This is a genomic window from Streptomyces sp. NPDC102270 (genome assembly GCF_044766405.1).
GTDB lineage: Bacteria > Actinomycetota > Actinomycetes > Streptomycetales > Streptomycetaceae > Streptomyces.
On sequence record NZ_JBIWLX010000023.1, the window covers coordinates 100,128 to 114,096 of the forward strand.

Sequence of the window (13,969 nt, forward strand, 5' to 3'; positions counted from 1 at the left end):
GACCACGTCACTCGTACGAGGCTTTGTTTACACGGAGTGCAGTCAGTAAACTGCACACAGTTACGCTCGCCTGATGCACACCAGGCGCAGCTCCCGCTCCTTCCGCACCGCCGTCACGCTTCTGGCCGCCGCGCTCCTCGTCTCCGCCTGTTCCGCGGGCGCCTCGACGAGTTCGGCCACCTCGGCCGCCGACGTGGCCCTGGGCGCGCTGCCGCAGTCGACACCGGCCGCGCTGTCGTCGTACTACCGGCAGAAGGCGCGCTGGCGCAGCTGCGAGGTCCCCGGTTTCGAGTGCGCCACGCTGAGGGCGCCGCTCGACTACGACAGACCGGCCGGCGGGGACGTCCGGCTCGCCGTCGCCCGCAAGAAGGCCACCGGGCCGGGCGAGCGCCTCGGGTCGCTGTTCGTGAACCCGGGCGGACCGGGCGGCTCGGCGGTCGGCTACGTCCAGGCGTACGCCGGGATCGGCTACCCGGCCGAGGTGCGGGCCCGCTACGACATGGTCGCGGTGGACCCGCGCGGAGTCGGCCGCAGTGAGCCGGTCGCATGCCTCGACGGGCGGGACATGGACACGTACACCCAGACGGACGTCACCCCCGACAACGCGCGCGAGACCACCGAACTCGTCGACGCCTACAAGAAGTTCGCGGAACAGTGCGGCGCGCACTCGGCGAAGTTGTTGCGGCATGTGTCGACGGTCGAGACGGCCCGGGACATGGACATCGTGCGGGCGGCACTGGGCGACGCGAAGCTCAACTACGTGGGGGCGTCGTACGGGACGTTCCTCGGGGCGACGTACGCGGGACTGTTCCCCGGCCGTTCGGGGCGGCTGGTGCTGGACGGCGCGCTGGACCCCTCGCTGTCCGCGCGCCGGGTGAACCTCGACCAGACGGCGGGCTTCGAGACGGCGTTCCAGTCGTTCGCGAAGGACTGTGTGCAGCAGCCGGACTGCCCGCTCGGAGCGAAGGGCGCACCGAGCGCGGAGGTCGGCCGCAGGCTCAGGGCGTTCTTCAGGAAGCTTGACGCGCACCCGATCCCCACCGGCGACGCGGACCGCCGCACCCTCGGCGAGGCCCTCGCCACGACCGGTGTGATCGCGGCGATGTACGACGAGAGTTCCTGGGCGCAGCTGCGGGAGGCGCTGAGCTCGGCCATGAAGGAGAACGACGGCGCGGGGCTGCTGGTCCTCGCCGACAGCTACTACGAGCGGGACACCGACGGCCGTTACAGCAACCTGATGTCCGCCAACGCGGCGGTGAACTGCCTCGACCTCCCGCCCGCCTACACGGCCCCGGAGGAAGTCGAGAAGGCCGTCCCGAGCTTCGCGAAGGCGTCCCCCGTCTTCGGGGCGGGCCTCGCCTGGGCCTCCCTCAGCTGCGCGTACTGGCCGGTGCGGCCCACCGGTGAGCCGCACCGCATCGAGGCGCGGGGCGCCCGCCCGATCGTCGTGGTCGGCACCACCCGCGACCCGGCCACCCCCTACCGCTGGGCTCGCGCCCTGGCCGCCCAGCTCACCTCGGCCCGCCTGCTCACCTACGAGGGCGACGGTCACACCGCGTACGGCCGCGGGAGCGCCTGCATCGACTCGGCGATCAACGCGTACCTGCTCCGCGGGACTCCGCCGGTGGACGGGAAACGGTGCTCGTAACCCCCTCCCCGGACCGACGAACAGCTCCGGACACCGCACGCCGGGGCTGGTTCGGAGCACCCTCCGAAACTGTGTAGACTTGCCGACGTTGCTGACCGCACCATGGTGCGGACGGCGCGCCGCCTTAGCTCAGATGGCCAGAGCAACGCACTCGTAATGCGTAGGTCTCGGGTTCGAATCCCGAAGGCGGCTCCGAGAAACCCCAGGACTCACTCGCCGTGACCTGGGGTTTTTCTTTTTCCTGCGCTGCTCCAGCTCCAGCTCCAGTTGCCGTGCGGTCGGTTTCTGTCCTGGGTCAGCCTCGCGGCGTCGAACTGGGCCTTGCTGGTCACTGTTCGTGGTTCAGGTACGAGCGTGGAGGAACGCGTCGGGCAGTGAGACGTGGTGCGTTTCCACGCAGTGCGGGTTCGGCTTCCATGACGTCCATGAGGACGTGGCCCGCGTCCAGGTAGACGACCAGATCCCGCTCTTTCGGTTCGCCGACGGGCTGGACGGCATCGCGTATCGATCCGTTCGGCCGGCCGGGGCGGTTGTCCAGTTCGTCGTAGAAGCCCAGCAATCCCAGCACGGCGCTTCCTTCGACGGGCCTTTCGGTGTGAGCAGAACGGTCACGCGGTGGCCGCGGGGCACAGCGTAGATGCAGGTTCGCCCGGACCGCCCGGGCGCTTGTTTACGCGTTACCGCCAATAACCGCCCGCCCGCTTTGGCGGTCCGCTGCCCTGCGACGCCGATCGCGACGCCGCTAACGTCCCGGCATGAGGCGACGCAGGCGCATCAGGACGAGCCGCACCATGTCCTTACGACGGGTGCGGGACAGGACGATCCAGCGCCGGGACGACGTTCGGTCCGGTGGCTGGCGCAGACGGTTCGGGCGCCGGGCCGAGCAGGCCCGGCCCTGGCTCCAGTTCCTCGCCGACCTCGCCACGCTGCTCGCGAGGGTGGTGCGGTAGCCGGTTCGGGGGCGCGTCCGCCGTGACGCCGTGTCCGGGCGGACATCCTCCGTGCGGCCCGGCACCATGGGTCCGGCACGATGGGCCCGTCACCATGGGCCCGTCACGACGGGGTGGACGAGGCTGGACCAGCGCGCGGAGGTGCCGTATGTCAGGAGCCGGGTCGGCGGGCGGCTACTCCGCCACGCCCCTCGCCAAGAAGCTCGGCATCAAGGCGGGGCACCGGGTCCGGCTCGACGGTGCGCCCGAGGGGTGGAACATCCCCGGTCTGCCCGACGACTGCGATGTCGCCGTCGGCGGCCCGCGCGGCGCGGATGTCGTCCTCGCCTTCCACCGCGAGTACGCGCGGCTCGCCGCTGAGGCGGGTGAACTGGTCGCCGGCCTCGCGGACGACGCCGCCCTGTGGATCGCCTGGCCGCGCAGGGCCGCCGGGCACGTCAGTGACATCACCGAGCACGCCCTGCGGGAGGTCTTCCTCCCACTCGGCGTTGTCGACGTGAAGGTCGCGGCCTTGGGGGAGAACTGGTCGGGACTGAAGTTCGTGCGACGGAGGGAGAACCGGCAGAGGTGACACACAGACCCCACACTTCCCCGTACCTGAAGTCCTCACCGAGGATCGCCGTAGCCGTCGTGACGATGGGGAACCGCCCCGACGAGGTCGACGCCCTGTTGCGGTCCGTGGCCAAGCAGGACATCGCCCCGGCCCGGATCGTGATCGTGGGCAACGGCTGCCGGCTGCCCGAGTTCGCCGAGCGGCTCTCCCTGCCCGGTGAGGTCACCACCGTCGACGTCGAGGAGAACCTCGGCTGCCCCGGCGGACGGAATGTGGCGCTTGCCCGGCTGCGGGACTTCGGCGATGTGGACGTCGTAGTGGAACTCGACGACGACGGCCTGCTCGTGGACGCCGATGTGCTGCGCCGCGTACAGGAGTTGTTCGCGGGAGACGAGCGGCTCGGCATCGTCGGCTTCCGTATCGCCGACGAGAGCGGCGAGACCCAGCAGCGGCACGTGCCCCGCGTCGGCACCTCCGATCCGATGCGCGGTGGCCATGTCACCGGCTTCCTGGGCGGCGGGCACGCCTTCCGCATGGCCATGCTCGCCGAGACCGGGGACTGGCCCGCCGAGTTCTTCTTCGCCCACGAGGAGACCGACCTCGCCTGGCGGGCCGCCGACCGCGGCTGGCGCATCCTGTACGCGCCCGAACTGCTGCTCCAGCACCCGAAGACCTCACCGGCCCGGCACGCCATCTACTACCGGGTCAACGCCCGCAACCGGGTCTGGCTGGTCCGCCGCCGGCTGCCGTTGCCGCTCATCCCCGTGCACCTCGGCGTGTGGACGGCGCTCACCCTGCTGCGGATCCGGTCGGCGCGTGGACTGCGCGCGTGGGCCGGCGGGTTCGTCGAGGGCCTGCGGGAACCGGCCGGTGAACGGCGGCCGATGCGGTGGCGAACGGTGTGGCACCTCACCCGGCTGGGACGCCCGCCCGTGATCTGAGGGCCCCTGGCCCGGGGACAGGACGAGGATCCCGGTCGTTCACCTCCACCGACCGGGACCCTCTCGCGTCCCACGGATCCGGCCGCGACGGCGACACTCCCCCGAGTTGCGCGTCGTACGCGCGCGCCCTCGGGCCAGATCCGATGATGTGATCACATCAGGTTGCGCCAACAAATCGCTAACATGTGGCCAACGCATCTACGTGTGGTGGTCCGCCGGTTGGCGCGAAGTCGACGGCGGCGATGGGGGACCGACGGTGTGCAACCGCGGAGCGACAACGGATTCCGGCAGCGGCCGGCATCGGACGGCTGGCGGGAAACCGCCGTGAAGAGGGCGGATTTCCGCCAGAAGTGGGCGGCGTGATGGGGCGCGGATCGCAGTCGGGGCTGCGGTTCGGACTGCTCGGGCCGCCGATTCTGTACGACGGCCAGGGCGGCGCCGGTGTCCGGGTCGTCGGCAGCCGCAAGCAGCGGATCCTGCTGGCCGCGCTGCTCCTCGAAGCCGGCCGGGTCGTCTCCACCCACTCCCTCAAGGAGGCGCTGTGGGGGAGTACCCCGCCCGCCTCGGCCAAGGCCTCGCTCCACAACCACGTCTCCCGGCTGCGACGGCTGCTCGACGACCCCGAACGGCTGCAGGCGGTGGCCCCCGGCTATCTGCTGCGCGTCGCGCCGGGTGAACTCGACGTCCAGGTCTTCGAGAGCCACGCCGCCCGGGCCCGCGGGGCCCACGCCGACGGGAACTGGAGCGAGACCGTCCGGGAATGCGCGGCGGCACTCGCGCTGTGGCGGGGCGCACCGCTCAGCGGAGTCCCCTCCGAGCTCGCCGGCTACGCCCTGGTCCAGCGCCTGGAGGAGGCCCGGCTGCTCCTCCTCGAGTGGCACTACGACGCCGAGCTCGCCCTCGCCGACACCCGGCCGGACGCCCTCGTTCCCGAACTCTCCGCACTGGCCGCGGAACACCCGTTGCGGGAGTCCTACCACCGCCAGCTGATGCTCGCCCTCCACCGCACCGGCCGCCAGGCCGAGGCCCTCGCCGTCCACCGCGACCTGCGCACCCGCCTGGTCGAGGAACTCGGCGTGGAACCGGGCCCGGCGGTCCGCGAGGCACATGTGGCGGTGCTGCGCGGGGGAGACAGTGGCGGGCGGGCCGAGGGCGGGGCCCGGGGTGCGGGTGCTGTTCGGGACGACGGGTCCGACCGGACCGGACGTGAGGGCGCAACAGGCGCAACAGGCGCAACAGGCACAACAGGCACAACAGGCCGTTCGGGAGCAGCCGTTGACTTCGGCGAGTCACGGGAGGAGAGCAGGTCGGCCTCTCCCGGCTCCCCTTCCAGCACCCCTCTCGGCGCCTCTCCCGACTCCCCTCTCGGCGCCTCTCCCGGCGCCCTTCCCGTAGCCGCTACGCGCGAAGATGCCCCGCCCGCCCCCCATTCGTCGCGCCCTGCCGCCCATCCTTCGCGCCCCGCCCCCGAGGCTGAGACCCCTCTCCCCCGCCCCGCCCAACTCCCCCCACCCCCCGGCCACTTCACCGGCCGTGTCACCGTCCGCGACGACCTCCGTCGCGCCCTCACCCTGGGCGACGGCCCGGCCGTAGGCGTCGTCAGCGGTATGGCCGGCGTCGGCAAGAGCGCGCTCGCGCTGCATGTGGCCCATGGGCTGCGGGAACGTTTCCCTGACGGCCAGCTCTACGTCAATCTCCAGGGCGCCACCCCGGGAATGACTCCCCTCACCCCGTCCCAGGCCCTCACCGCCCTGCTGCGCGACCTCGGCGCCGACCCGCGCCGTATCCCCGAACACCCGGACGCGGCAGCCGCGTTGCTGCGTTCGCTGCTCGCGCCCACCCGCACGCTCATGGTGCTGGACGACGCCGCGAGCGCCGCTCAGGTACGGCCGCTGCTGCCGGCCGGCGGCGGCTGCGCGGTGATCGTCACCAGCCGTTCCCCCCTGACCGCCCTCGACGACGCCCACCGTTTCCCGCTCTCCCCGCTCTCGGCCGAGGAGAGCGCGGAGTTGCTGCGCGCGGTGTCGGGCCGGGACGGCCGGGACAGCCCCGGCGCCGACGGCGGACCGGCCGACGGCGGCCTCGCTGACGGCAGCACCCGCGACACCTCCGGTGCCGTCACCCCCGCCCCCATAGACGCCACCCACCCCCTCATAGAACTCACCGGCCGCCTCCCCCTGGCCCTGCGCGTCGTGGCCGCCCGCCTGGCCGCCCGGCACGCCCTCACCCCCGATGTCCTGGCCGACCAACTGGCCGCCACCGAGGACCGGTTGCGGCATCTGGAGTACGACGACCTCTCCGTCCGCCGTTCCCTGGCCGTCGCCCACGACGCCCTCGCCGCCTCGGGCCGCCGGTCCGACCGCGACGCCGCCCTCGCCCTGTGCCGCATCGGCGCTCTCGACCTGCCCACCTACGGCGTCCCCCTAGTCGGCCGCCTCCTCGGCACCGACGGCGGCGACGAGACCCGCGCCGAGGACGCGCTCGACCGCCTCGTCGACGTGGCCCTCCTGGAGGAGACGGCGTACGGCCGCTACGCCCCGCACGGCCTGGTCCGCGACTTCGCCCGGGAACTCGCGCGCACCGGGCACGCCCCCGACATCGCCCGCACCGCCCTGCGCTGGTACGCGGCCGTCACCGAACGCGCCCTCGTCGCGATCGCCGAACCCGGCCTCGACCTGGAGGACCGCCGCCGCCCGACCGCCGCGCAGCCCCCGGAGCACGCGGCGCACGTGCTGGCCATCCCGCCGTTCCCCTCCTCCCAGAGGGCCTTCGCCTGGTGCGAGTCGGAGCTGGAGAACATCGTCGCCCTGGTCGAACGGCACACGGACACCCCCGACGAACGCACCGCCGCCCATGTCTCCACCCTGCTGCGACTGCTCTCGCCCTTCCTCCAGCGCAGCGGCCGGGTCGCCGAGACGGAGGTACTCGGCCGGGCCGCGCTCACGGTGGCGCGGCGGCTCGGTGACGAGGAGGCCGAGGCGTGCGCCCTGGGTGACCTGGCCGGACTGCACTTCCTGACCGGTCGGCACAACGAGGCCCTGGTCCTCAACGACCATGCCCTCGCCATCTGGCGGCGGCTCGGCCGGGACTCCTGGACGCGACGCTGCCTCAACAACCGGGGGCTGCTGCTCGAAGGCCTGGGCCGGTACGCCGAGTCGGGCGAGGCACTGCGGCAGAGCCTCGCCTACTCACGGCAGTTGAACGACCCCTTCGGCGAGGCCGTCACCCACAGCAATCTCGGCAACCTGTACGAGCACACCGACCCGCGCGCCGCCATCGAGCAGCACCGCCGCTCGCTCGCCATCGGCGAGGAGGCCGGCAGCGTGGTCGTACGGCACTCGGCGCACTGCAACATCGGCTACGCCCACCTCACCCTCGGCGAACCGGCCGCCGCGGTGGCCCACTTCGAGGAGAGCCTGCGCATCCTCGGCAGTCCCGGCGACTGGCACGGCGAGTCGCAGAGCCGCCTCGGCCTGGTCCGCGCCCTGCGCCTGACCGGCCACGGTGAGCGCGCCGCCGCCGAATGCGCGGAACTGCTGCGCCGCGCGGACGCCCGCGCCGACCGCTACACCGGCGCCCTCGCCCGTCACCAGCACGGACTCCTGCTGCGCGAGTGCGGCAGGACCGAGGAGGCGTACGAACAGTGGCGGGCCGCTCTCGACGCGCTGGACGGCACGGACGAGAAGACGGTGCTCCAGGAGCTCATCGCCCTGCTCGACGACTCCTGTTTACGGTGATCACTTCGCGGTGATCACTTCGCGTCCGCGTAGCACTCCACCACCGCCGTCGTGAACGGAAACCGCACCGGCGTCTCGCCGAACGTCAGCCGCCCGGCCAGGTCCGCCGCCTGTCCGATCGCCGCCACGACCGCCTCGGCCTCCTCCTCGGGACAGTGCACGATCACCTCGTCGTGCTGGAAGAAGACGAGTTCGGCCGCCATTCCCGCACAGGCCTGCCGCAGTGCGGCGAGCAGCAGCAGGGCCCAGTCGGCGGCGCTGCCCTGCACCACGAAGTTCCGGGCGAAGCGGCCGCGGGCACGGGTGTTGGTGGAGGCGTACCCGGGGGCCCAGCCGTCCTCGCCGGAAGCGGGCTGCCCGGCCGGGTCGTCCTGGGGGATGCCCGCCTCCTCCGCGTCACCCGCCCCGGCGGCCGGCGGGCACGTCCGCCCCAGCCAGGTCCGCACCAGTCGGCCCTCCTCGCCCGCGCGGGCCGCGTCGTCGACGTACGCGACCGCCTTCGGGAAGCGGCGTCTGAGCGCGGCGAGGTTCTTCAGGCCGTCGCCGGAGGTCTGGCCGTAGACCGCGCCGAGCACGGCGAGTTTGGCCTGGGCGCGGTCGCCGGAGAAGGCCCGTTCGGAGACGGCCTGGTAGAGGTCGGTTTCGCGTCCCGCCACCGCCATGAGCCCGGGGTCGCGGGAGATGGCCGCCAGCACCCGCGGCTCCATCTGGTCGGCGTCCGCGACGACGAGCCGCCAGCCCGGGTCGGCGACCACCGCACGCCGGATGACCTTGGGGATCTGCAGGGCACCGCCACCGTTGGTGACCCATCTGCCCGTGACAGTCCCGCCCGCGTGGAACTCGGGCCTGAACCGCCCGTCCCGCACCCAGTCCTGGAGCCAGGACCAGCCGTGGGCGACCCAGATGCGGTACAGCTTCTTGTACTCGACCAGCGGCTTGACGGCCGGATGGTCGAGGGACTCGAGCTCCCAGCGGCGGGTCGACTTCACCTTGATGCCGGCCTGCGCGAACGCCTTGATGACATCGGCAGGCAGATCGGGTCGCACCCGGCGCCCGAAGGCCGCGGAGACCTCGTCGGCCAGTTCGGCCAGGCGCCGGGGCTCGCCGCCGCCGGCGTACCGCTCGCCGAGCAGTTCGTGCAGCACCCGGCGGTGGGTCTCGGCGCTCCACGGCAGCCCCGCGTGGTTCATCTCGGCGGCCACCAGCATCCCCGCCGACTCGGCGGCCGTCAGCAGCCGCATCCGGTCGGGGTGCGCGGTGGCGTCGTGCCGACGCTGCTGGTCGGCGTAGACCTCGGCGAGGTCGGTCAGCGGCACATGGACGCTCTGCGGCTCGAACAGGGGCGACTGCGAACCCGGTACGGCGGCGCGCTGGGGCGGGTCGGGCGGTACGGGGCCGCCGCGCAGGCGGGCCAGGGCGGCGGCCGCCGACCGCGGTTCCCCGTACCGCCCCGCGTGGCCGAGCAAGAGGGTCTCGGCGTCCTCGATGTCGTAGCACCGCTCCACGCGCACCCCCGCGGCGAGCAGCCGCGGATAGACCTCGGCGGTGGACCGCCACACCCACCGCGCCACCTCCGGCCGCCCCCGCACGGCCTCGGCGAGGTCCCCCTCCCGCCGCACCGGCCCGACGGGCAGCCCGTCGGCCCCGAGGGCGGCCACCTCCACGCCACCGTCCTCGGCCGGAGCGAGAGCCCAGCGGTCGGTCATACCTGCGAGTCTGCCAGCCACCTCTGACAACGGACCTTCCGGACATCAGGGTCTCTGGCGGCTCTTACGGCTCTGACGGCCCCGCGACTCCGCCGACCCCGCCCGACCTGGCTTTCGCGAGCGCCCGGGTCTGACCCGCGAGTCTCTGGGCGGGCCGTCCGAGGCCGCCCGCGTGGGGGTGGCGTTCGGGGTTTTCGCCCGCCGCTTCCCGGCTCCCGAGGCACATGACACCCGCGAGCCGTGTGGCACCGGACCCCGGTCCGCCCCGAAACCGCGTCCCGAGCCGCCCGCGGAGCCGGTGCTCTCTGTCCCCGCCGAGAACGACACGGCCGTGCGCGCGGCCTGAGCGAGCGGGACGGGCATGCGGCGCCGCCGCGCGGAAATTGCCCCGTACGCCCCCTGCGGGAGACTCATCCGCCTGCCCCATCCGACGAGGCAGCCCTTGTCCGGCAGGAGCTGCGCGGATGTCCCGGCCGCCCCGGCCGAATCTCGCCGTCCACACCCCCTGGCCGCCCCGGCCGCCCCCTCAGCCCTGCTCGCCCCCGCCCCCTTCTCCGCCCTGCGACGTCACGTACTGCTCCAGCTCCTCGGCGATCGCGCTTTCCGCCGGGCCCTTCTCGATGCCGAGGCCCGACAGGACGCCCGTGCCGTGTTCGAACTCCAGGAGGGCCAGCAGGATGTGTTCGGTGCCGATGTAGTTGTGGCCCAGCCGGAGCGCCTCGCGGAAGGTGAGTTCCAGGACCTTCTTGGCGGCCGAGCCGTACGGGATGAGTTCGGGGACTTCCTCGGCGGCCGGCGGGAGCGCGTCCGTCGCGGCTTGGCGGACGGCGTCGAGGGTGACCCCCTGGGCGACGAGCGCCTTGGCCGCGAGGCCCTCCGGTTCGGCCAGCAGGCCGAGGACGAGATGCTCGGGACGGCCCTCGGGGTTACGGGCGGCGATGGCCGCGTTGTGGGCCGCCATCACCACGTTGCGGGCCCGCGGGGTGTACCGGCTGAAGCCCTGGTCGGCCGACAGGTCCGCCGACTCCTTCGGCACGAACCGCTTCTGCGCCGCCTGCCGGGTGACCCCCATGCTCCTGCCGATGTCCGTCCAGGAGGCGCCCGAACGCCGGGCCTGGTCCACGAAGTGGCCGATCAGATGGTCGGCCACCTCCCCGAGGTGATCGGCGGCGATCACCGCGTCCTGGAGCTGGTCGAGGGGCTCGGGATGGACCTTCTTGATGGCGGTGATGAGGTCGTCGAGCCGTACGGATGACGTGATGTTGGGGTTCGTCGTCATGCTGTCAACCGTAGGTTGTCAGTGCGGGGGTGTCAACCAGAGGTTGCCTCTACTTCGGTGAAGCCGCCAGCCGCACCGCGAGCCCCGTGAACACCGTCCCCGAGACGATGTTCATCCACCGGTTCACGCGCGCGCTGCGCCGAAGGACGTTCCCGAGCCGCCCGGAGAGCAGCCCCACACCGCCGTCCCACAGGAACCCCATGACCACGAGCGTGATCCCGAGCAGCAGCAACTGCCCCGGGACATGACCGAGCGAAGGGTTCACGAACTGGGGCAGGAACGCCACGTTGAAGAGGATCACCTTGGGGTTGAGCAGATTGGTGACCGCTCCCTGCCAGAAGGCCCGCCGCATCCCCGCCCCGCCTGCGGTGTCCCCGCCCTCACCCGGAACCGACCGGTCCCGGAACGCCTTCACCGCCAGGCAGAACAGATAGGCCGCTCCCACCCAGCGCAACACGTGGTACAGCGTCGGCAGCGTGTTGAACAGCGCCGACAGTCCGAGCGCCGCCGCGACCGTGTGCACGAGCATGGCGCAGGCCACGCCGAACGCGGCCATCACCCCCGCGGCGGGCCCGCCCCGCCCGCCCATCGCCACGATGAACATCATGTCGGGACCGGGAGTGACACAGAGCGCGAAGGCGGCGACGAGAAAGGCCGCGTACAGAGACATGTCCACCATGCCGCCATGCTCGAAGCGGCACACGCGCGTGGGCGACCGATTTTCGGAGAGTGAGACGATCGCCGCGTGAGCAGGAGTAAGAGCAGGGGCACGAGCGGCGGCAAGACCGGTGACAAGGTCGGTGGCAAGACGCATGGCCGACCCGGTGACAAGAGCGACAGCAGGCGCGGCGCCAAGAACAGCAGCGGTCCGACCGGCGAGACGGCCGGCGATTCCACCGGCGACACGACCGGCACTGTCGACCGCGCCTTCCGTGCCGCGCTCTACGCCGACGACGAGACCGCCCTGGACACCGGTGCCTCCTTCCTCGCCGCCGACCCCGCCACCGACGCGGAACTGGCCCGGCGCGGCACCGAGTTCGTGGCGCAGGCCTGGCGGCGTGGCTGGCAGCCCGCCGATGTCGTACGGATCGTGCGACGCGAACTGGACGACACCCATGTGCGGCTCGCCACGGCCCTGATCCGCGCACAGGCCCCCGACGACCGCCCGCGCGGCCCGCGCTGGACCGATCAGCTCGCCCAGCTCTCCGAGACGCAGGAGTCCGACGGGACCACCCCCCGCCCCGACCGCTTCACGCACGCCACCGCCGTACTGGAGCTGTACCGCCTGCTGCTGCGCCTGCCCGCGCTGGAACCGCTGGAGGAGCCCCGGCGGGAGCACAAGGGCGACGCCCGCATGCTGGGCCGTATCCGCGCCCTGCTCGCCAAGGCGGAGGCGACCGGCTACCCGGAGGAGGCGGAGGCGCTCACCGCCAAGGCGCAGGAGTTGATGGCCCGGCACAGTGTCGACGAGGCGCTGCTCGACGCCCGTGCGCCCGCGAAGGACACCCCCGGTGCCTGCCGGATCGGGGTCGAGCCGCCGTACGAGCAGGCGAAGGCGGTGCTCCTCGACGCGGTCGCCACCGCCAACCACTGCCGGGCCGTGTGGAACGAACCGTTCGCCTTCTCCACGGTCGTCGGCTTCGAGGGCGACCTGGCGGCGGTCGAACTCCTGTACACCTCGCTGCTCGTGCAGGCGCAGTCCGCGATGGCGACGGCGGAGGCGGCCCAGCGGGCGGCCGGTCGCAAGCGCACCAAAACCTTCCGGCAGTCCTTCCTCGCGGCCTACGCCCACCGCGTCGGCGACCGCCTGCGCACCGCCGCCGAGGCCCCCGTGACCGACGACCTGCTGCCGGTCCTCGCCTCGCGCGAGGTCGCCGTCACCGACCGTATGGAACAGATGTTCCCGCAGACCACGACGACCCGGCTGCGCGGTGTCAGCGACGAGGCGGGCTGGACCGAGGGCGCCCGGGCGGCCGACCGGGCGCAGGTCGGCAACCGGCCCCGGCTCAGTCCCCGGCCTGAGTGAAGGCGCCGACGGAGGCGTTCGGGTCGTCGGCGTTGTCGCTCTTGCCCTGGACCGGGCCGTACGACCACTTGAAGCTCTTCTGGGTGTCCGCTCCGGGCAGGCCGATGGCCAGCGTCTTCACGTCGAGGCTCGCCTTGGCGCCGGCCTCGCCGCGGGTGTACGTGAGGGTGAAGGTGGCGGCCGTGCCCTTGGCCAGGGTGACCTTCGTGGCCTTCGCGCCTTCCGCGGGCGGAACGCTCGCCGACGAGTCCGCGGCGTTCAGGTCGATGCCGGGGAAGCCGTCCAGGGTGCAGTCGGCGCTCTGGTTGGTGAGCGTGACGGGGATGTTGCCGGTGTCCCCGGCGGCTGGGGCCACGTTGGCGGGTCCCACCTCCACGTCCATGTGAGCGATCCGGCACGTGGTGCCGTTGCTCGGGCTCGCGACGGCGCTGCCGCCGCCGGAGCTGTCACCGTCACCGGAGCAGCCGGTCAGCAGCAGTGTGGCGGCGAGGGCGGTGACGGCGAGGGGGGCGGCGCGCATGTGAAGTCCTCTGGTGTGAGCGATCCGGTGCATGGATCATCACGCATGGCAGAACGCCACGGTTGCCCACCCCCACCAACACCTTCCGCTGCGGCGGGAGGCTTGCGTGCGGCCCGAGGCCGCCCAGGACCGGAGGCTTACCTATGGCCTGAGGCTCGCCTGGCGACCGCGGGGGCTTGCCCGTGGCCTGCGGCTCGCCCAGGACCGGAGGCTGGCCTATGGCCTGAAGCTTGCCTACGACCGGGGGCTTGCCTGCGGTCCGAGGATCGCCCACGACGGGGGGCTTGCCTGCGGCCGGAAGCTTGCGCACGAACGGAGGCTTGCCTGTGCCCTGAGGCTCGCCGATGAACCTGGGGCTTGCCTACGACCGGAGCTTCGCTACGGCCCGAGGCTCGCCTATGAACCCGGGGCTCACCCACGACCGGAGACTCGGCTCGAACCCGAGGCTCGGTTACGGTCCCCGGCCGCCTGAGATCCGCGACCGCCAGGAATCCGAGGCTCGCCTGAGAGCGAGGCTTTTCTACGAACCCGAGGCTCGCCTACGGTCCGCAGCCGCCTGAGATCCGCGACCGCCTGAGATCGGCGACCGCCTGGAATCCGGGGTTCGCC

The 13,969-nt window shown here is 72.6% G+C and carries 11 protein-coding genes and 1 tRNA gene; 7 read left to right on the plus strand and 5 right to left on the minus strand.

The features are described from left to right. Positions 1 to 73 precede the first annotated feature (73 nt). Together ACIRP7_RS38360 and ACIRP7_RS38365 are read left to right on the plus strand one after the other, a co-directional pair. A complete protein-coding gene (locus ACIRP7_RS38360) occupies positions 74 to 1,648 on the plus strand; it encodes an alpha/beta hydrolase (RefSeq protein ID WP_403669352.1) in 1,575 nt (524 codons plus the stop codon). Positions 1,649 to 1,766: 118 nt separating this feature from the next. Further along, positions 1,767 to 1,840 (plus strand) — tRNA-Thr (locus ACIRP7_RS38365). 136 nt (positions 1,841 to 1,976) lie between these two features. Here ACIRP7_RS38365 and ACIRP7_RS38370 read toward each other — a convergent pair. Then, positions 1,977 to 2,216 carry a hypothetical protein gene (locus tag ACIRP7_RS38370; protein WP_403669355.1) on the minus strand — a complete coding sequence of 80 codons (240 nt, stop codon included), beginning with the start codon at positions 2,214 to 2,216 and terminating at the stop codon, positions 1,977 to 1,979. A 187-nt stretch (positions 2,217 to 2,403) separates the two neighbouring features. On the opposite strand from ACIRP7_RS38370, the gene ACIRP7_RS38375 reads away from it, so the two are divergent. The 4 genes from ACIRP7_RS38375 to ACIRP7_RS38390 all read left to right on the plus strand — a co-directional run bounded on the left by ACIRP7_RS38375 (position 2,404) and on the right by ACIRP7_RS38390 (position 7,829). After that, complete coding sequence (locus tag ACIRP7_RS38375; RefSeq protein ID WP_403669358.1) at positions 2,404 to 2,598, plus strand: hypothetical protein; 195 nt, start codon at positions 2,404 to 2,406, stop codon at positions 2,596 to 2,598. A 148-nt stretch (positions 2,599 to 2,746) separates the two neighbouring features. Then, positions 2,747 to 3,169 carry a DUF3052 domain-containing protein gene (locus tag ACIRP7_RS38380; RefSeq protein ID WP_403669361.1) on the plus strand — a complete coding sequence of 141 codons (423 nt, stop codon included), beginning with the start codon at positions 2,747 to 2,749 and terminating at the stop codon, positions 3,167 to 3,169. Next, positions 3,166 to 4,092 (plus strand): glycosyltransferase family 2 protein, encoded by a 927-nt coding sequence (locus ACIRP7_RS38385; RefSeq protein WP_403669363.1) that lies wholly within the window; start codon positions 3,166 to 3,168, stop codon positions 4,090 to 4,092. The genes ACIRP7_RS38380 and ACIRP7_RS38385 overlap by 4 nt, the downstream gene beginning before the upstream one ends. 362 nt (positions 4,093 to 4,454) lie before the next feature. Beyond that, positions 4,455 to 7,829, plus strand: a complete 3,375-nt coding sequence (locus tag ACIRP7_RS38390) for a BTAD domain-containing putative transcriptional regulator (RefSeq protein ID WP_403669366.1) — start codon at positions 4,455 to 4,457, stop codon at positions 7,827 to 7,829. Between the two features lie 14 nt (positions 7,830 to 7,843). Here the strand turns inward: ACIRP7_RS38390 and ACIRP7_RS38395 are convergent, their stop codons facing one another. The 3 genes from ACIRP7_RS38395 to ACIRP7_RS38405 form a co-directional block, all read right to left on the minus strand. After that, positions 7,844 to 9,535, minus strand: coding sequence for a bifunctional 3'-5' exonuclease/DNA polymerase (locus tag ACIRP7_RS38395; protein WP_403669368.1), 1,692 nt, complete (start codon positions 9,533 to 9,535; stop codon positions 7,844 to 7,846). 526 nt (positions 9,536 to 10,061) lie between these two features. After that, positions 10,062 to 10,814 (minus strand): Clp protease N-terminal domain-containing protein, encoded by a 753-nt coding sequence (locus ACIRP7_RS38400; RefSeq protein WP_403669371.1) that lies wholly within the window; start codon positions 10,812 to 10,814, stop codon positions 10,062 to 10,064. Between the two features lie 49 nt (positions 10,815 to 10,863). Beyond that, positions 10,864 to 11,493 carry a LysE family translocator gene (locus tag ACIRP7_RS38405; protein ID WP_403669374.1) on the minus strand — a complete coding sequence of 210 codons (630 nt, stop codon included), beginning with the start codon at positions 11,491 to 11,493 and terminating at the stop codon, positions 10,864 to 10,866. A gap of 285 nt (positions 11,494 to 11,778) precedes the next feature. Between ACIRP7_RS38405 and ACIRP7_RS38410 the strand changes: the two genes are divergently transcribed. Next, positions 11,779 to 12,840: a DUF2786 domain-containing protein gene (locus tag ACIRP7_RS38410; RefSeq protein ID WP_403669577.1), complete on the plus strand. Its 1,062-nt coding sequence runs from the start codon at positions 11,779 to 11,781 to the stop codon at positions 12,838 to 12,840. Here the strand turns inward: ACIRP7_RS38410 and ACIRP7_RS38415 are convergent. After that, positions 12,821 to 13,360, minus strand: a complete 540-nt coding sequence (locus ACIRP7_RS38415) for a DUF4232 domain-containing protein (protein WP_403669376.1) — start codon at positions 13,358 to 13,360, stop codon at positions 12,821 to 12,823. The genes ACIRP7_RS38410 and ACIRP7_RS38415 overlap by 20 nt on opposite strands. Positions 13,361 to 13,969: the final 609 nt, after the last annotated feature.